Source organism: Piscirickettsia litoralis (assembly GCF_001720395.1).
GTDB classification, from domain to species: Bacteria; Pseudomonadota; Gammaproteobacteria; order Piscirickettsiales; family Piscirickettsiaceae; genus Piscirickettsia; species Piscirickettsia litoralis.
The window spans coordinates 2,667,294-2,684,567 of the sequence record NZ_MDTU01000001.1; the positions used below are offsets into that span (position 1 = coordinate 2,667,294).

A 17,274-nucleotide genomic window follows, 5' to 3' on the forward strand; every position below is an offset into this window, starting at 1 on the left:
TTACACTCATTCTTACGGCTTTACATTCCTTGCTGGTTATTCTTGCAAGTCGCTACAGATAGGTGTCGCTTATAAGGTCCACAATTTTCTTTTTGGCTTCATTGTCAAAAGAAAGTATTCTACGACACTGTTTGACCCACCTCGCTAAAAATGGAACAAATGCCGAAAATCATTATTTCTCCTGATTAATTAATCATCGAACTATAGAGTTTTCTTCATAAAATTACACAACTAGCAGTTTCTGCAAATTTCCCGGATGGTTGTTTAATTATAGTAGGGGATAGTTCTTGAAATTTTATTTTTAATGGAGTTATACTTTTTTTCATTTTTTTTCAAAGCATGGTTAGCATGGCTCTGGCTGAAAAGCTCAGAACAAGATGCAGTTGCTAATTGAGATAACTCATACTCATTAAAAACTGCATTTAATAGCTTTAGCCTGTTTATATACTTAATAAATTTAAGCTGAATGGTATAATTGACTGCTTTTAAAGAACTCTTAGTGACTATGTTCCTTGTTTTTGATCTAGTATGTTCAAAAAGAGAGAGCCCTTTTTGATTGACAACTTCTTGATGATTTCTACTTCTTCGTTCAAGTATATCTTTTTGAAGTTGCTTTAAGCTTTGTTTAGATTTGATTAGTCTATCAGGTAGAGTTACATAGTTTATTTTTAATTTCATTTCTTCGAAAACTTCGTTTTTTATAAAACTCTCTTCTAGGTATGAAAAAATGTTTCCATATATATAACTTTCTATATCAGGTAAGTTTCCTATACCATCAATAGCAAATATGGCGCAATGATCATCATCATTTTGGATTTTTTCATTTCCATAGTGAATAATGCTTCTGTTTCCAAAGCCTGCATTATTAATTAGCTTAGTAATGGTATTTATATATTTTATGTTTTCACTTATATAAAAATCGCTGACTCCATCAACATACATTATTTCATTTTTACCTCTAGATAGCTTTAGTAAGGCATAACGCCAATGATCTCCATAAATAATTAATTTAACATAATGTGTTTTTGTGGTAGAAAGTTTTCTAAAAAGCGACTGACTCTGACTACTCTCAGGCACTCCCTTGCATAAGGTGCTTTCACTAATATAAAATACTTTATTCTCAACGATATCTTTAAAGGCTTTAAGCCCAATAATCAATTGAGAAAGAATTGTGTTGTTTGTAAAATAATTGAGAGCAGAGTCCATGTCTTTTTGCTCATAACGAGATGATAGTTCTTCTATTGCCTTTTTAAACATTAAATCAACCTGTTAAACTTGTTCACCTTTCTTAAAAGGGAGCTATAACCCCCTTTTATTCAATGTAAATGTAAAGCCCCCATTTTTATGCCAAGCCTAAAGTGGAGTTTTTGTTGAGTCCTGGGATGCAGAGAGCGCTTAAATGTACTCAACTAAGAATAACTAACACGCCACATTTTGGCAGTCGTGCTGATTAATTTATTCCTTTCTGTCTGCGGCAATGCAGTCAAAAACTGCATTCCTGTTAGTTTTTCGATAGTTGCGATATTGGTACGATAATCTGAAACTTTACTTTTGGATACTTGTGCATTTGGCATAACAAAAGCAATCGCTTGGTGCTGTTGTGGTGCGTAGATAATTTTAAAAAAAGCAGTAGGCACTTTTACACCATTGCCGATAGATTTGATATTTTTCCCTTGAAATACTGGGCCAGTGTAGACATAAACTTCTTTTTTATATTTTGCCCAAAAACGCACGTCACTCTCAAGAGCGGCCCAGCCTTGGCGATTTAGCCCTGATTTTTGTGGACTCATATTGCTTAGTAAAAAAGATTCATTCGCCGAAGCCTGGTCTATGTCAGCACTGGCATATGGCATAAGGTGGCCACGGTCATAGCCTGAGTGAGAGTAGTCAGATAGCTCAGCTCTATATTGAACAGGAATTGATGAATCAGGTTTGAATTTATCTTTGCGCTTTATGTGTTTATTAACGGATTCACCTGTTAATTTTGATGCGACCCAGGTCGGTTGCTTTGTTTGGTAGTTATAACCGACTGTGTAAGCTTCGCGGCATAGATACTGATCTACATGCCCTGGGTTACCATTCTTTAAAAAACCGTGACAGTCAAAGCCTTGTGCTGCTTGAGTTATCGATAAGGTAAAACTGATTACTGCAGTAAGCGTTAATATAGTAGGTACTTTCTTCAATTTTTTGCGTCCGTTTGTGTTGTGTTGGAGGTAAGTATTCTAGAGGGTGGAGGTGGCAGCTTTCAAGTGGCAAGTGGCTTTGGAGTTAAATTAAAGTTGTAAGTTATCGACTAGCAAAAATCAAAAGAGAGCTGAAGATCTTCAAATCAATCTAATGGCTATTGATGCGGTGTATCGAGCTAGTTATGGTTACTTTGCTATGAGTGTATTGAATCGTTTTGTATAAAGGTAGACAAACAGTGGTTGAAGTCTAATTCGTAAGCCTTGAGGAGTAAGCTGTTTGTCGTTCAAAGGCTGTTAATGATGCATTTAAATGAGCAACTACCTTTTTGGAAGGTTGGAGTTTTTTATGGTAGAGAGATTAAAAATAAGCTTGGTCAATAAATTTTTGAGTGTTTCTTGTTCGGAATCTTTGAACTCATTAATGGCATGTCGATTAAGTATTGCGGATAAAAAATCTAAATCATCTTTTATTTTAAGCCCTTTTTCAGTTAAATAAACAGAGATATTTTTTTCAGTTTTACTAGAGTCAATAGTGACAAGACCATCTTCTATGAGTTTAATAAGGGCATTCATTATAATTTTTTTGTTAAGCTTAAGCTTGGTACTAAGCTCTTGTTGTGTCATCCCATCTTTATCCCATAAAGGTATTAGAAACTGGGGGCTATAAGAGGGAATATCATAAATTTTCATTAAATAGTTTGCACTGAGAGAGAGGTACTTTGTCGCTTCTTTTAGTAAATGAACGATATCATTGGCATTTGATAAGCTCCCTGCATCATTCATAAACTCTGTGTGTGCGTCTGCTTCAGGCTCATTTTTGCTAGAAGAAGGCGCAAGAGGTTGTTTAGGGTATTTTGCAATGATTTTCATGATTTGTTCTTGAGTCCATGGTTTCATCAAAACATGTTCCACATCGTTTGCTGCAATAGCATCAATGAGTTGATCATTATTAGGGTAGCCTGTAATTAAGACACGGATAGAGTTTTCTTGAGTTTGATGTGCATGTGCGAGGACTTGTACACCATCAATTTTCCCCATTTTATAGTCTGAGATGATGAAATCAAAATTTTCCGCATCAATGAGTGCAATCGCTTCTTCACCTGATTGTGCTAGCTTAAAAGTTGATTCTGGAAATTTAAGTAAAATCAATCGTTTGAGTGAAAATAAAATATTTTTCCTATCGTCAACAATTAATATTTTCATTCCTATCCCTTATTAGTTTGAGCTAATATTATTAATTATTTGTATAGGTGAATGTATACTGCAAACTTTATCGTATATTAAATTGCCTTTGAGCTGTAGAAGCTTGAAAAAGTGATTTGCCCAGAAGCGCTTGTGATGATGTTAAATTATGGTTTTGTTCTTTAGGTGTTTTTTAAGATGTTCACTGTAACAAAACAAACATAACTATAGCTTAGTTATCGTTTGGTCTAGTTAGAAATATTAAAGATAAAATTTCTAGTGTCTTTTAATTTTATTAACACTGGCAATATCAGGGATTTAATAATGTTAAAAATACAGCCATGAAGCCATTTTCTGCTTCATGGAGTATTTAAAGATTGTTTGTTGATAATTATTTTGAATTTTTATTTGGCTGTTTTTGGAGCCGTTTTTAATATATACCAAATAGTTGGTATAAGTAAAATAATCGCTGTGATCATCAGCCAGAAAATACCAACATGGAAGCCATGCGTAAAGGCAATTTTGCTTGAATTTAAATGGCTTATAGTTTCTTGAGTTTGGTGATGGCTAAGCCAGCTTTGCTCGCCAAAGTGGAATAATGTTGTAACCACACTCAAACTAATAACACCTGCGACATTAAGAATGGTAATCGCAGCACCACTGACAACGCCTGCATCTTCATGATTATCTAGTTTTGAAAGCACCAACGGCATAGCAAAGCCGTTACCCATACCCCACGCAGAGCCAAATAGCAAAAAGGTGATAATGAGTAAAATAAGGCTTGTATCTAAGGTAAATATCAAAAATAAACCAAAAGATAAAACCAGGCATATTGTTAATAAAATATAACAAACTAATGGTCCTTTGTTGTCATAAATTTTGCCAGTAATGGGAGGGGCAATTGCAGTCATGATTGTCATGGGGATTAATGCAATACCCGCATAATATACTGAATAATCTAATACATGTTGTAAATATAAAGGTGTTAGGAAAATAATCGGCCAAGAGAAACCAACAGCGACAATATAGGCAATAGAGCCAAGAAAAAATCCACGATTTTTAAACAGCGCAAGAGGCAACAGAGGAGAATCACTTTTTGATTCAACAGCAATAAATAAGATAAATAAAATAACAGATAAAATAAGTGGATAAATAACATATGTAGAAGACCAGCCACTGATTGTGGTCTGGTTAATTGCATAGACAAAGCTCATTAGTATTGCTGCAACTAAACCAATGCCAAACCAATCCATTTTTTGATCGATTTTGGTTTCTTTCCCTTTAATGGCTAAAAAACAGATTAAAAAGCTGAGAATAATCACTGGAATGTTAATAAAGAAAATCCAACGCCAACTGACAAAGTTTAGTATGATGCCACCAAGCACCGGACCGATAGCGAGTCCTAACCCTAAGACACCATTATAAATGCCTAAGGCTCGACCTTGCTCTTTAGCTGGGAAGGCGGCTGCAGTTAAAGCCATGCCTGCAGGGAAAATAATGGCTCCAAATCCCCCTTGTAAAAGCCTAAAAATAACTAAACTGATGATTGAGTTAGAAAACCCTGCTCCCAAAGAGGCGAAGCCAAAGCCGATGATACCAATAAATAACAAACGGCGACGACCAACAATATCAGCGAGTCGCCCCATCGAAGCAAGAAATGCACAGAATGTGATTCCAAAGCCTGACATTAGCCATTGTGATTGATTCGTATTGACTGACAGTTCTTTTTGAATGCTGGCAATCGCAATATTGACAATGGTGTAGTCAACGGCAATCATCAACGCACTGATGGCTGTGCCAATTAAAACCCACCACTTGTTGAGATTATTGCTTTGTTTCATTATGATTCCTTGCATGTTGTTTTTGAGTGATTTGTTTTTCAAAAAATAAATTTTTGAAATTTAAATTTCATTTAACATATAAAATTTTAAGTTAAGTATAGAGTTAGCTAATTAAAAATATATTTATAGCTAGTAGAGTAAGGGTCGCTCTGTTTGTGTGGGGGATTGTAACAGCATAGATTTGTTATGTAAACTTAGAAAATAGATTTAAAATCTAGATAAAAATATATTTTAATAGCAGTATAATCTAAATTTCATTCTTGAAAATAGATTGGCGTATAGGCTTTAAAATAATATCTAAACGAGCGGGTTAACCCCCTCATTTTTAAGAAAATGGATGAGCTTTATTAAAGGTAGACCAATTAAGCTATTAGGGTCGTCACCGGAAAGTTTTTCGAATAAGCTGATGCCTAAGCCTTCTGATTTAAAACTGCCGGCACATTGGTAAGGTTGCTCTAGCCTTAAATAAGTATCGATTTCTTTTGGATTTAATGTTCTAAAGTGAACGCTAAAGGGTTCTACAGTAAGTTGAGCATGACCGCTTGCTGTGTTAAGTAAACATAAACTGGTAAAAAAGTAACCACTTGGCCACTACAGGCGCTGAGCTGCTCGATAGCATTTTCATGGGTATAGGGTTTGCCTAAGATTTGATTATTTAGGGCGGCCGCTTGGTCTGAGGCAATGATGAGTTGTTGGTCATTTTGGTAGTGCTCAGCAACTGCATTGGCCTTCTCTTGGGCAAGACGCTGGACCAGGTCGGTAATGCTTTCGTCATGATAGGCCGTTTCATCGATATTGGGTGAGTATTGATCGAACTCTAGCTGCAAGCGTTTCAATAGCTCGGCACGGTATGGGGATGAAGAGGCTAAAATCAGATGCATTTTCGAACTTCTCATGAGACACTACTACTATAAACTTAGCTTGGGAGCGCCATTATAGGAGAGTTGTCTGGCTGAATCTAGAGGAAGGAGTGTTTATGTCTGCATCGAATCTTATCAAATTTATTGTTCAGATTATTATCGCTAGTATTATTGCTATTGGGGTGACTCACTATTGGCTTTTGCGTAGTGATGAAAATAATTCCAGTCATTTGCAACAGGTGATGCCCAAAACAATCGTCTCTTATGCCCAAGGTGTAGAGAAAGCAGCTCCTGCCGTTGTTAGTATCTATACCAGTCGACGTTATAGTCTGCAGGGCTGGGATTTTGGCTCCAGGCGCTCTCGTGGAGTTGGTTTAGGTTCTGGCGTTATTTTTAATAAAGACGGTTATATCGTCACTAATTTTCATGTCATTCGTAATGCAACGCGTATAGAGGTTGCGCTACGTGATGGTCGCAAGGCTGAGGCGAAAGTCGTGGGCGTTGATCCTGAAGTTGATCTGGCAGTGTTAAAAATAGCACTTAAAAAGCTGCCAGTGATTCAAGTACAAAAAGAGAGCTTACGTGAAGGGGAGGTTGTGCTTGCAATCGGCAACCCCTTTGGTGTGGGGCAGACAACAACCCAGGGCATCATCAGTGCACTTGGCCGAGATCACCTGCATATCACGCGTTATGATAACTTTATTCAAACTGATGCGGCGATTAATCCTGGAAACTCCGGTGGCGCGTTAATTAATGCTCAAGGCCAACTCGTTGGTATTAATACGGCAATCTTCTCAAAAAGTGGAGGTTTTCAAGGAATCGGCTTTGCGATTCCAGTCAAAACAGTGTTGCATGTGGTCGATCAAATCGTCAAACAGGGTTATGTCTCACGGGGGTGGATCGGCATCAGTGCGCAGAGTGTCAAGCTTGAGGAAGGCGGGAAGTTCGCAGAGGGTGTGCTTATTGCTGGGGTGATGCCGAAAGGTCCGGCAGCAAAAGCGGGGCTTAAGGTCGGTGATATTTTAATCGATGTTAATGGCAAGGCGGTTGAGGATTCTGATGGTCTGGCACGTTCGATTGCAGAGCTTGAGCCCGGAGCGACCGTTGATATGAAGGTATTGCGAGGCGGCAAGCTTAAAACACTTAAAATCAAGGTAGGTCGCCGCCCAGTACCTAAACCCTAAATTAAAAGCGGTCAGAGTTTAGATTTTAGGTTGTCAATCAAATTAGCCTTTGCGCTTTCGGCATGATCGGTGAGGTATTTAACACAATACTCACCGAGTTTTTGGTATAGCTCTGCCATTTCTTGGTTTTCTGTCTTAGCAAGGGCTTGTTGATGCTTATTAATCGTTGAATGGTCTGCTCGAGCAATCGGGCCGGTTAAAGCTTGCTTTGGGGGGAGAGTTTGTAGATTGTTTAATGCACTTTGCATCATTTGCAAGGAGGCTTGCTCTGCGAAATCTTTTTTTAGCCCTGCTTGCTCAAAGGCTTGAATGGCTAGGTGAGAGAGCGCATAAGCATAGTTATTGCTGAGCACGCAAGCGGCATGATAAACCGACTTATTTTCACTGCTTATTTCAAAGGTTACAGCACCGAGTAGGTTGAAGAGTGGAGTCAATATTTCAGTGGCTGACTTTGACCCTTCTATACCACAAAATGAACCTTGGTAATTGAGAATCGCTTGTGCTGGGGAAGAAAAAGAGAGCACGGGGTGAGCGCTGGCAATGCTGGCTCCTCGTAATCGGGCTGAAGCCAGGGTTTCTTCTGCGCTTAATGCACCAGAGCAGTGGAGAACAATTGTGTTTTCAAAGTTAATTTCTTGATTTTGAGCTAATTCCTCACAAACGGTTTTAATACAGGAATCTGGTACGGTTAAGAAGTAAATATCGGCAGATTGAATTTGATTGATATTGGTTACGGGGCGGCCGGAGCCAATAAATTGATAAGCAGTTCTAGCATGTTCTTTTGTACGGCAATAAATATCTTGAATCACCGCCAGCTTTTTACCATGAAGTAAACGTGCAAGCGTCTGACCGACACGACCTGCTCCGATGATGTTGACTGTCGGCAGTGCTTGTGTTGTTTTTTCTTGTCTATTCATTGTTCTAATTAACCCGCTGCTTTTACTCTTCATTTATTTTTAAATTTGCTTTGCCATCTTTTTTTGGATATGGCGTGTTTAACCTGTTTATAGCTGAGGAGACATTATATCTAAAGCAAAGTGGCCTAAAAAGCAAGGGTGGCTATATTTTTGATCGCTGGGGTTTAAGGTGTGTTACAGTAGCGGCCATAATTTTTTGGTTTTGATCGATATTTTGAAGATCACCCTTAAATATAAGAAGTTGGGAGGGGTATGCGTTATTTTAACTTACTGATTATTATTCTTTTAGGCAGCATTTTTTTAACCGGCTGCGCGCAGATGATGCAGGCGTGGGTGGCGCAAAACTGTAATACCGATGCGGCGTATAGCCAGGGAGTCAATGCCGCACGACATGGTGAGGATATGGAGATTAATTATGCTGCGGCCTGCCCGGCGAATCAAAGCCAGATTAATGCGGCTTATCGCCAGGGCTATCAATATACTTTAAAGCACCAACCGACTGAAATTAATATTAATATCAACACACATAAGGGAAAATCGGCGGTAGATAAGCCTTATCTTTGTCATGATCAATTTGGCCAAAAAGTCTGCGGTTATGATTGTAAGAGCTTTGCTGGGCAATGGCGCTGTGCTCAGAAGCCAGATCAAGAATGTATACAAAATATGGATGATATAAAATGTGGTTATCACTGCAATAAAGATGATTTTGGCAATTTGAGCTGTTCGCCCAAGCCTTAGTTATTTATAGTATTTACTATATTGATATTGCTTTTAATTAAATAAAAGACAGCGAGTCAGCTGTCTCTTATATTCATCATTTTGCTGGTATTTGGTGCGCAAAATAAGGATGGCTGATCAAGCTAAAAAGCACGGATGCGCTCTAGCATCTCAAAGTGTCCTTTTAGTTTGTCTTTTTGCTTCGCTGTTAACGTCTTGTAGATACGAGCTTCAGCCTGAACCTTGCTTGCAATGACCTTATCCATCAGCTCGCTGCGTTTTTGTAAAATGGCCTGTGCTTTTGCAGGGGTGTAGTCGTCATTAATGATTAATCGGCGTATTTCACCACGTGATTGGCGCAATTGCTTCATTTCAGCTTGACTTGTTTGGCGTGTATCCTTCAAAATTGAAATCACATGCTTTTGTTGAGATGGAGTAAGCTCTAATTTTTGGAAAAACTTTTTCAGCGGCATGCCATGTGCCTTCATTTTCTTATGTTTTCCAGGTGGAGGGTTGGCTGGACCTGCTCCATCATTGGCAGCAAAGCTTGCTAGAGGTAAGGCGAAAGATGAGGCGAGTAATAGGCTGATTGCCGTTTTTTTAATTGTTTTCACAAGGAGTCTCCTTTGGTTTGTGTGACCATTTTGAGTATATGAAAATTGATTTTTTTGTGAGTCAATGACGGGCAAAACTTGGGTAAAGATTCGGTAAAACAAAACAAAGGTACTAGTTTACACCGATGATTATGTAATAATCTTGCAGGTGTTAAAAGGAGGCTGTTATGTCGAAAAATGCAAATGTACTGCTTATTGATGATGATTTAGAGCTTTGTGAACTATTGGTTCGTTATTTAACGGTCGAAGAGTTCAATGTGAAAGCAGTTCATCATGGTGATGAGGCGCTGACACAATTACAGGCGCAGCATTATGATGTTGCGGTTTTGGATGTGATGTTGCCGGGCCAAAGTGGCTTTGATGTATTGAAAGAAATGCGCAAGCAACAGATTGAAACGCCTGTACTGATGTTAACTGCACGCGGTGAAGAAGTTGACCGTATTGTCGGCTTAGAGCTGGGGGCGGACGACTATTTGCCCAAGCCTTGTAATCCACGAGAGTTGGTTGCGCGATTAAGAGCGGTGCTCAGAAGAACAACGGCTAAGCCTGTAGATCAAAATAAAGATGAAGATAAGCTGACAGTGGGTGAGTTAGAGCTTGATGCAGCGTCTTGCTCGGTGTTTTGTTTAGGTGAGAAAGTCACTGTGACTGCGACGGAGTATCGAATTTTGGAGATTTTATTACGCTCGTGTGGTCGAGTTGTCTCCAAAGATGCACTTAGCAAGCAAGTACTCGGGCGGCCAATCGAAGTCTTTGATCGTAGTTTAGATGTACATTTAAGTAATCTGAGGAAGAAACTCAGCAATGCCGGCTTAAATGATGCACGGATTACGACAGTGCGTGGCATGGGCTATCGCTGTGACGTGGTGAATAGTTAGCATTAAAACTTGCAATTTAAAAAATAGATAGTTGACTACAGTGAAAAAGAAACTGAATCTTTATTGGCGGATTTTTATTTGGTTTTGGTTATCTATGGTCGCTTTGATGCTGGGGTCTGTCTGGCTGGCTGAGCACTTTGACCAAGCACGTCAGGTGCCACTTTGGCAACAGCGTTTTATCGATAGCTATCGTGCTTCTGCAGAAACTGCATTACGTCAAGGCGGACCAAGGCGCTTTTATCAATGGTCTAGGCGTGTGACCCATGCAACAGGGGTCAGGACCTTCTTGGTTGACTCTGATCGTCCTGAACTTATTGAAAAGCTGCCTTTGCCCAATCAAATTAAACAGCCTTTGGTTGCAGCATTAAAAATCACACCGGATCAAGTTGTTAAGGTCAATCGTGATTTACGCCTAAGTTCAGTCACTCGCATCAATAACCACAATTATCGCTTAGTGTTATTGCTACCGCCGGAAATGGTCAGAGCTGGATTTGGTGAAAAGCTTGTGCAGATGTGGTCTCAGCTCCTAATTGCGGCGATTACTATCGGTTTTCTCTGTTGGTTGCTATCTCGCTACCTAACACGGCCATTGCGTAAATTACAGCTGGCGGTGAAAGAAATTAGTCGCGGTAACTTTCAGCATCGAGTGGGAATGGAGCTAAGTGGTTATGATGAGTTTGCCGAGCTTGGTCGCGAGTTTGACCGTATGGCAGTGCAAATCGAGCACATGGTCACCTCTCAAGAGAGAATGTTGCGCGATGTTTCTCACGAATTACGATCACCATTAGCCCGATTACAAGTCGCCTTAGAACTGGCTCGTCATCGTGTTGGTGAGGAAAGTCATACCGAGCTAGATCGTATCGGCCTAGAGGCTGAGCGTTTAAATGATTTGATTGGCGAGATTTTATTTCTAACACGCTTAAAAAGTGCTGAATTAACTAAAGAGCCTTGTGATTTAAAAGCGTTGCTCACCAGCATTGTTCAAGATGCTCAGTTTGAACTGAGTGAGCGTAAGGGCAGTATCGTCACTGATTTTGCTGTAGATCAAATCAATGCTAATGCAAGATGGCTAAGCGCAGCGGTAGAGAATATTTTACGTAACGCCTTATATCATACTGAACCGGGCACGGAGGTGAGAGTTTCAAGTCGTTATGATGAAAACAGTATTATCATTTCAGTTGAAGATAGCGGTACCGGGGTTTTCGAAGTAGAGTTAGACACCTTGTTTGACCCGTTTTACCGAACCAATCGCAGCAAGGCCAGTGGTTATGGATTGGGGTTGGCGATTGCTAAGCAGGTGGTAGAAGTTCATAATGGTTCTATTCATGCTTATAACAAGAAGCCTCACGGGTTGGTGATTGATATTCACTTGCCGCTGTAAGCTATAAACTAGTTTGTTACCCTTGCAAAGACACAATAATCTAGGCGGTTAGAAACACCGAATCTAACATGATACCTAACAGAAAAATATAAAGTAGAAAAAGCATATTGGCCATTATCACTTTCAAAAGCACTTTAGCTTGATGTGATGAGATGGCCTACGCCTGATGTGAACAATAATTGAGTGCAGCCTGTCTTTTAATTAAGTAAAACGTCACATTTAAGAATAAACAAATGGCTCACTCGATCCAACCCTAGCGAGTATATGAGCTAAGAAATTATATTTTGCTGATAAAGCGAGAGTGAGCCTTCAGAAAATTTACAATTTAACACTATTTAAACTTAGATATTTTTCACTTTTATACCATTAATATGGGTATGTTTTTGATGAGAGGATATAGGGTGAGCAACTAAAAAATTGCTACTTAGTTTTATCATCAGAATTATAGAGGAAGAGAATATCTATGCCTGGGCGTCCTGTTGTTTTAAAAAATCTTGTGGAGTCGAATATGAGACAGCTGCCAGAGTATGAGGCTTTGTTAGTTGTTTTGAAAGAGTCTATTGAAACAGTGAAATATTCAGGGACACAAGAAAGTGAATGTTATAGCTCTGCTCCTGGCGAGACCCGTGATGAAGCAGATCAGCTAGTTAGCTCTGCTCGTAGACTTCGTCGCTCAATATTAAAGGACGTTTATGGTTCAGTGGACCTTACAACGGATTTGCAAGGGGACGCAGCAGGGTTACTTGCAACTGAGAAGAAGCAAGCTGGAAACTGTGGAGAGATTGGCTTAGATGCTTACTTTCGCTGCTTGCAGCGGGGCTTACAGGTGAGATTGTTAAATATTGGTAATCGCTCTGAGAATCATGTTGTCCTTAAATTTAGCTCTAGGAATGGAAGTGACTATATTTTCGACCCTCAGCATGGTCGTGTTTATCTTGCGTCAGCGTTGAATGAGCATCTGAAGCTATGGAATGAATCTCGACAGGCATTTATAGATTTTGATCCAAGTCGACACCGGACCCAGCTCATCGAAAAAGCATACACGCTTGAAGATATCGAAGCATGTAAATTGGAAATTAGAGTCGCTTTAGGTGAAGAGGTAAGTGCTGCGAGTGAGCCTCTTCGTACAGCCGGGAATACGAGGCATTCAACCCTATTTGAACGACACCAACCCAATACCGCGGCTCCAGAATCAAGCACGAGTGAAAAAAATAGCACTTGTCTGGTTTTGTAGGGTGTAAGGGTCTTTTAAAAGCAAAGCAACCTTTTGATCGCATGAAACAAAAGTTTATAGGTTACTTTAATCATTAGTTGTTTTTATGGATGATATCGTGATGTTTTGCAATGGCGGTGGTTGTAAATCATTTTTTCAAGGCACCGCTTTGTTATCATTCTTAAAAACTTTCATCCCATTAATGGGATGAAATGCCACTCTTTTAGTTTAATCAATATATTTGACACGATTTTATGATAATGGATAATAGCTGAGTTTATAATATTTTGGAGCCAGCGGATGTCCTCAGAGATTGAATTACAGCTAGAAAGTGCGCCATTAGGGCAAAAAAGTGATTATATTTCAACATATTCGCCGGATTTGCTGTTTCCGATTCCAAGAAAGCAAAAGCGCGATGAAATCAATGTGCCAGATGCTCTGCCGTTTAATGGCTTTGATGCTTGGAACGCCTTTGAGCTGTCTTGGCTAAATGCCAAAGGCAAGCCTTGTGTTGCTTTAGCTCATTTTGAGATTGACTGCGCGAGTGTCAATATCGTTGAATCTAAATCATTTAAACTATATTTGAATTCATTTAATAACACCAAGTTTGATAGTGTCACTGAGGTTGAGCGCATTTTAGCGAAGGACATTCAAGCTGCTGCTGAAGGTGAGGTTAAAGCTCGTGTCATTTTGCTTAGTGAAGTGGAAAATCAACCGATTCTCGATTTTAGTGCTGAGTCTATTGATGATTTGGATATTGAGTGCAATGAGTATATGGTTAAGCCTGACTACCTGAAGGCAGATCATACTCAAATTGTAGAAGAAACCTTAAGTTCTAATTTATTGAAATCAAATTGTTTAGTGACTGGGCAGCCAGACTGGGGTTCTGTAGAAATCGCTTATTATGGCCCGAAAATTGACCGTGAAAGCCTATTGCAATACATTGTTTCTTTCCGTAATCATAATGAGTTTCATGAGCAGTGTGTAGAGCGCATTTTTATGGATGTGATGGCGCACTGTCAGCCTGAGCGTTTAACCGTGCATGCGCGTTATACACGTCGTGGTGGCTTGGATATTAATCCTGTCCGCAGCACTGAAAAATCATTTAAAGCTGATAATTTACGGATGGCGCGTCAATAAAATGTTTAACTCGATAGCGAAGGTACTTAGTACCTTTGGTTCTTTGATTGAGGCGGAGCACAAGGATCGTAGCTCTAAATATGAAATCGTTTCTCATGAAGACCAAGGCAATGAAATTCAGGTTCGATGCCGGTTAAAAGGCAGTGGTAAAACTTTCTTTCGGCCAGTGACTGAATTATATAAAAAAGAATGGTTGGAAGACTTTTCTCGAGAAGATGCCGCTCATATTGCAGTTCTTTATTATGCTGTAAAAGGTAATAACAAAGAATTAATAGAAACTTTTCCCGCTCGCAAGAAAAGAATCACTAAAAAGTTATTTTTTTAGGCATGCTTTTTGTAACTGCCCTAATTTTATCTAATTTGGTAGCATTTAAGATCTCTGAATTTAAATACACTTTCCACTTTCTTGGTTATACACAAAATATAGACTTTAATTTTCCTTCAGGGCTTATTTTCTTTCCTTTGATTTATTTTTTGATGATGTGTTAACGGAAGTTTATGGTTTTGGTGTAAGCCGTATTATTATATGGAGTGGTTTATTGTGTAGCCTACTCGTTGCTGTTGGTACGTATGCAGCTGTGCATTTGCCACCTTCATATGTTTGGCATTTTCAAAATGAATTTCAAACTGTTTTTGATAGTACTTGGCGTATTATAGCCGCCTCAGCGTTGAGCTATTTCAGCGGGGAGCTATGCAACTCGACGATATTATCAAAGCTTAAAGTGTTGTCTTCAGGCAAGCATTTGTGGCTTAGGATTATCCTCAGCTCTTCTGTTGGGCTTATTGTGGATAGTGTTGTCTTTGGTTTGGTCGCATTTTGGGGAGAAATGCCTCACTCTATTATATGGCAAATGGTGTGGGTGCAATACTTCTTTAAACTTGGTTATGTTGTTATTGCTTTGCCTATCACATACGCAATTACTGGTTACTTAAAGCAGTCAGATAATATTGATTATTATGACTATCAGACTAAGTATAATCCATTCTCATTGGCTTTATAAGCTTCTCATTATTTGTAGAGGTTCATTCGAGCTTCTACAATCACACCGAGAATACGCTGAGTTGTGCTGTTATAGGCTTGAGTGGGAATTGCATGATCAAAACCCTTAAAGTAGATATCAGCGCCGTCAGAGAGCACACTTCTTGCAACTACGTTGCTGCCATCTAGGGTAACGAGTACAAACATGCCATCTTTATATTCGTGGTTTGGATCTACAATGAGTGTTGAGCCTTCACGAAAACGGGGTTCCATAGAGGGTAGGGATTTAACCGCGAAGGAGGTATCGCTGATGTGTTTATCTGTTGTTATCCATTGTGTATGAGAGTCTAGGCTGTAGCTATTGTGCTTAAAGACCCAGGCAATACTATCTTGCCACCGGATCAGAGGAACTGTTAACCACGCACTACGATTGGTCGCATTAAAAGTACCTGGGATGCGATCATTCATTGGGGATAAGCCTAATAGTTGATCGATAGAGATAGAGAAAAATTGTGCAAGAGGTTTTAGGGTATTTGCCCGAGGATCTGTTGTGTGACCGAGCAGCATACGGTTAATGGTTGTAGTTGGAACCCCAGTTTGACGAGCAAGTTCAGCTTCACTAATGCGAATTTCATTCATTAAATGGTTGAGGCGCTCTTTAATTGAAGGGTTGTTGGCATGCAAGTTTTTTTTAGCTAGTGTCATAGATGCTTCTCATACTTGTTCAAGTTGCAAATTCTACCATAAATAAAAGATGGAATGTATAGAATTTATTCATTGATATTTAGTGAATAATGAATGCTTATTTATTTGAGTACTGTTTATAAATGGTATAATAGCTTATAAATCGATAAATTCTTTTTCCTTCAGTTCGAGCATTTTATACGGTTAATGGTATTTTTATACAAAATGCCGTTTACTTCTAGAGCTGCTTGAGGTAGGATTTAGGGCGTAATTTAGTAGAAATACTAAATTGTAACTGACGGTATTTAATGGGTAGGGTTAGATATATCTATTAAATATAGCTTGCTTGCTGAGTCAGTGGGTAGCTTTTTGGTAAGCTATTATGTTTAGTCTTGATGGGTGTGACTAAGTTTTGATTTTGTTCCTGTATATTTGAGGTTACGCCCCTTTTTCTTTTTAAATTGATATTTTCTATTACTAGGCAATAACTTTTTATTTTTTTACAAAATTAGCTGGAAAGCGTATAACTTACAATTTATTACGGCTCCATAACATGGAGAAGTCGTGCTGAAAAAGATGGCATGCTTAGTAGCTGCTGAGTAGTTCTCTAGCTTTATTGTATTTGATAATAGTTTATTGACTGTTGGTAATTTTCCTGAAATTTGTTATCAATTTGTTGAACCGTATCAAATGAGGTAGGTTATTTGTTTTGGAATGGTATGCATCTAATCTTTACTGTGAAAAAATAGAAATAGCCAAAATGAGTGATTAAGGAGCTAAAAGATGGGTTATTATGATTTGGCATAAATTGATTATTAGCAGCATGATAGTTTCATCATTGGTGGGTTGTAGCCAGACTTTAGATCGGCAGGAAGCTAATCATGTGAAGCATAAAACAGGCTTATTTACTTGCGGTAAAACTGAATGTTATCAAGTCGCATTAGGAGATAGATTGATACAGTTTTCTGTGCCTGATACTTATCTTGCAAGTAGCTCTGATATTACAGTTGAACATGACACACGCTTTTTTAGTGCAATACATGCAAAGGATCAGGTAAAGCTCGAAGGGCTGGCGGATATTTCTAGTGTTGTTATGGGTAATAAACAGGTTAATTATAAAGTGCAAACTAATGTTATGGTGATCCCTAGTAAGGACCCTCGTGCAGGATCAAAGCTTGTCAATAAAAATATTTATCAAGAAACTAAAAGTAGTTTCAATAAGAAAAATATTAATAGTATTAAAGTGCTCGCTGCAGGGGTTAAACAATATAGCCGAAATTGTATGACGAATTATATGAAAATCCAACGTAATGCCAGCAGTGATACCGATTATATGTTTGAGACAGAAACGATATGCAGCTTGGGGTTATACAACTTAAAAATAGAAAGTATTGCCAAGGCTAATACAATTGCAGTCATTAATAATCTTGTTGTTAAGACTTTTAAAAATGAGAGTTTAATTACAAAATCCCTCTCTATTAGATCTATTTGATATTTT

Annotated in this window: 15 protein-coding genes and 2 pseudogenes; 9 read left to right on the plus strand and 8 right to left on the minus strand. The window is 38.7% G+C overall.

All coding sequences use genetic code 11. The features are described 5' to 3' along the window. Nucleotides 1-264 precede the first annotated feature (264 nt). The 5 genes and pseudogenes from BGC07_RS13220 to BGC07_RS23945 all read right to left on the minus strand — a co-directional run bounded on the left by BGC07_RS13220 (nucleotide 265) and on the right by BGC07_RS23945 (nucleotide 6,105). Nucleotides 265-1,257, minus strand: a complete 993-nt coding sequence (locus BGC07_RS13220; protein ID WP_069313485.1) for a hypothetical protein — start codon at nucleotides 1,255-1,257, stop codon at nucleotides 265-267. Nucleotides 1,258-1,409: 152 nt separating this feature from the next. After that, a complete protein-coding gene (locus BGC07_RS13225) occupies nucleotides 1,410-2,183 on the minus strand; it encodes a DNA/RNA non-specific endonuclease (RefSeq protein ID WP_069313486.1) in 774 nt (257 codons plus the stop codon). Between the two features lie 321 nt (nucleotides 2,184-2,504). Then, nucleotides 2,505-3,389: a response regulator gene (locus BGC07_RS13230; RefSeq protein WP_069313487.1), complete on the minus strand. Its 885-nt coding sequence runs from the start codon at nucleotides 3,387-3,389 to the stop codon at nucleotides 2,505-2,507. Nucleotides 3,390-3,772: 383 nt separating this feature from the next. After that, nucleotides 3,773-5,209: an MFS transporter gene (locus BGC07_RS13235; protein WP_069313488.1), complete on the minus strand. Its 1,437-nt coding sequence runs from the start codon at nucleotides 5,207-5,209 to the stop codon at nucleotides 3,773-3,775. A gap of 297 nt (nucleotides 5,210-5,506) precedes the next feature. After that, nucleotides 5,507-6,105, minus strand: a pseudogene (locus BGC07_RS23945) (Maf family protein). Between the two features lie 80 nt (nucleotides 6,106-6,185). Here BGC07_RS23945 and BGC07_RS13245 point away from each other — a divergent pair. Next, nucleotides 6,186-7,253, plus strand: coding sequence for a S1C family serine protease (locus tag BGC07_RS13245; protein ID WP_069313489.1), 1,068 nt, complete (start codon nucleotides 6,186-6,188; stop codon nucleotides 7,251-7,253). Nucleotides 7,254-7,264: 11 nt separating this feature from the next. Here the strand turns inward: BGC07_RS13245 and BGC07_RS13250 are convergent, their stop codons facing one another. Further along, complete coding sequence (locus tag BGC07_RS13250) at nucleotides 7,265-8,170, minus strand: Rossmann-like and DUF2520 domain-containing protein (RefSeq protein WP_069313490.1); 906 nt, start codon at nucleotides 8,168-8,170, stop codon at nucleotides 7,265-7,267. 252 nt (nucleotides 8,171-8,422) lie between these two features. Here BGC07_RS13250 and BGC07_RS13255 point away from each other — a divergent pair, with 252 nt between their 5' ends. Next, on the plus strand, nucleotides 8,423-8,908 hold the full coding sequence (locus tag BGC07_RS13255) for a hypothetical protein (RefSeq protein ID WP_069313491.1): 486 nt from the start codon (nucleotides 8,423-8,425) through the stop codon (nucleotides 8,906-8,908). A gap of 122 nt (nucleotides 8,909-9,030) precedes the next feature. Here the strand turns inward: BGC07_RS13255 and BGC07_RS13260 are convergent, their stop codons facing one another. Further along, nucleotides 9,031-9,501, minus strand: a complete 471-nt coding sequence (locus BGC07_RS13260) for a Spy/CpxP family protein refolding chaperone (protein ID WP_069313492.1) — start codon at nucleotides 9,499-9,501, stop codon at nucleotides 9,031-9,033. Nucleotides 9,502-9,668: 167 nt separating this feature from the next. On the opposite strand from BGC07_RS13260, the gene BGC07_RS13265 reads away from it, so the two are divergent. The 6 genes and pseudogenes from BGC07_RS13265 to BGC07_RS13290 form a co-directional block, all read left to right on the plus strand. Next, entirely contained in the window at nucleotides 9,669-10,379 is a 711-nt protein-coding gene (locus tag BGC07_RS13265; RefSeq protein ID WP_069313493.1) for a response regulator transcription factor, read from the plus strand. A gap of 40 nt (nucleotides 10,380-10,419) precedes the next feature. Continuing rightward, on the plus strand, nucleotides 10,420-11,760 hold the full coding sequence (locus BGC07_RS13270) for an ATP-binding protein (protein ID WP_069313494.1): 1,341 nt from the start codon (nucleotides 10,420-10,422) through the stop codon (nucleotides 11,758-11,760). A gap of 463 nt (nucleotides 11,761-12,223) precedes the next feature. Next, a complete protein-coding gene (locus tag BGC07_RS13275; RefSeq protein ID WP_069313495.1) occupies nucleotides 12,224-12,994 on the plus strand; it encodes a hypothetical protein in 771 nt (256 codons plus the stop codon). Nucleotides 12,995-13,273: 279 nt separating this feature from the next. Next, nucleotides 13,274-14,113 carry an NADPH-dependent 7-cyano-7-deazaguanine reductase QueF gene (queF, locus tag BGC07_RS13280; RefSeq protein WP_069313496.1) on the plus strand — a complete coding sequence of 280 codons (840 nt, stop codon included), beginning with the start codon at nucleotides 13,274-13,276 and terminating at the stop codon, nucleotides 14,111-14,113. A 1-nt stretch (nucleotide 14,114) separates the two neighbouring features. Further along, on the plus strand, nucleotides 14,115-14,438 hold the full coding sequence (locus BGC07_RS13285) for a hypothetical protein (protein WP_069313497.1): 324 nt from the start codon (nucleotides 14,115-14,117) through the stop codon (nucleotides 14,436-14,438). Nucleotides 14,439-14,592: 154 nt separating this feature from the next. After that, a pseudogene (locus BGC07_RS13290) lies at nucleotides 14,593-15,114 on the plus strand (queuosine precursor transporter); the annotation flags it as partial. A gap of 8 nt (nucleotides 15,115-15,122) precedes the next feature. Here BGC07_RS13290 and BGC07_RS13295 read toward each other — a convergent pair. Continuing rightward, nucleotides 15,123-15,797: a S24 family peptidase gene (locus BGC07_RS13295; RefSeq protein ID WP_069313498.1), complete on the minus strand. Its 675-nt coding sequence runs from the start codon at nucleotides 15,795-15,797 to the stop codon at nucleotides 15,123-15,125. Between the two features lie 772 nt (nucleotides 15,798-16,569). Between BGC07_RS13295 and BGC07_RS13300 the strand changes: the two genes are divergently transcribed. Next, nucleotides 16,570-17,268, plus strand: coding sequence for a hypothetical protein (locus tag BGC07_RS13300; RefSeq protein WP_069313499.1), 699 nt, complete (start codon nucleotides 16,570-16,572; stop codon nucleotides 17,266-17,268). Nucleotides 17,269-17,274: the final 6 nt, after the last annotated feature.

Excerpts from the sequence above, each read along its gene's own strand:
- BGC07_RS13265 (WP_069313493.1), top strand. The coding sequence starts at position 9,669 with ATGTCGAAAAATGCAAATGTACTGCTTATTGATGATGATTTAGAGCTT.
- BGC07_RS13295 (WP_069313498.1), bottom strand. The coding sequence starts at position 15,797 with ATGACACTAGCTAAAAAAAACTTGCATGCCAACAACCCTTCAATTAAA.
- BGC07_RS13275 (WP_069313495.1), top strand. The coding sequence starts at position 12,224 with ATGCCTGGGCGTCCTGTTGTTTTAAAAAATCTTGTGGAGTCGAATATG.
- BGC07_RS13250 (WP_069313490.1), bottom strand. The coding sequence starts at position 8,170 with ATGAATAGACAAGAAAAAACAACACAAGCACTGCCGACAGTCAACATC.
- BGC07_RS13235 (WP_069313488.1), bottom strand. The coding sequence starts at position 5,209 with ATGAAACAAAGCAATAATCTCAACAAGTGGTGGGTTTTAATTGGCACA.
- BGC07_RS13300 (WP_069313499.1), top strand. The coding sequence starts at position 16,570 with ATGATTTGGCATAAATTGATTATTAGCAGCATGATAGTTTCATCATTG.
- BGC07_RS13220 (WP_069313485.1), bottom strand. The coding sequence starts at position 1,257 with ATGTTTAAAAAGGCAATAGAAGAACTATCATCTCGTTATGAGCAAAAA.
- BGC07_RS13245 (WP_069313489.1), top strand. The coding sequence starts at position 6,186 with ATGTCTGCATCGAATCTTATCAAATTTATTGTTCAGATTATTATCGCT.
- queF (WP_069313496.1), top strand. The coding sequence starts at position 13,274 with ATGTCCTCAGAGATTGAATTACAGCTAGAAAGTGCGCCATTAGGGCAA.
- BGC07_RS13255 (WP_069313491.1), top strand. The coding sequence starts at position 8,423 with ATGCGTTATTTTAACTTACTGATTATTATTCTTTTAGGCAGCATTTTT.
- BGC07_RS13230 (WP_069313487.1), bottom strand. The coding sequence starts at position 3,389 with ATGAAAATATTAATTGTTGACGATAGGAAAAATATTTTATTTTCACTC.
- BGC07_RS13285 (WP_069313497.1), top strand. The coding sequence starts at position 14,115 with ATGTTTAACTCGATAGCGAAGGTACTTAGTACCTTTGGTTCTTTGATT.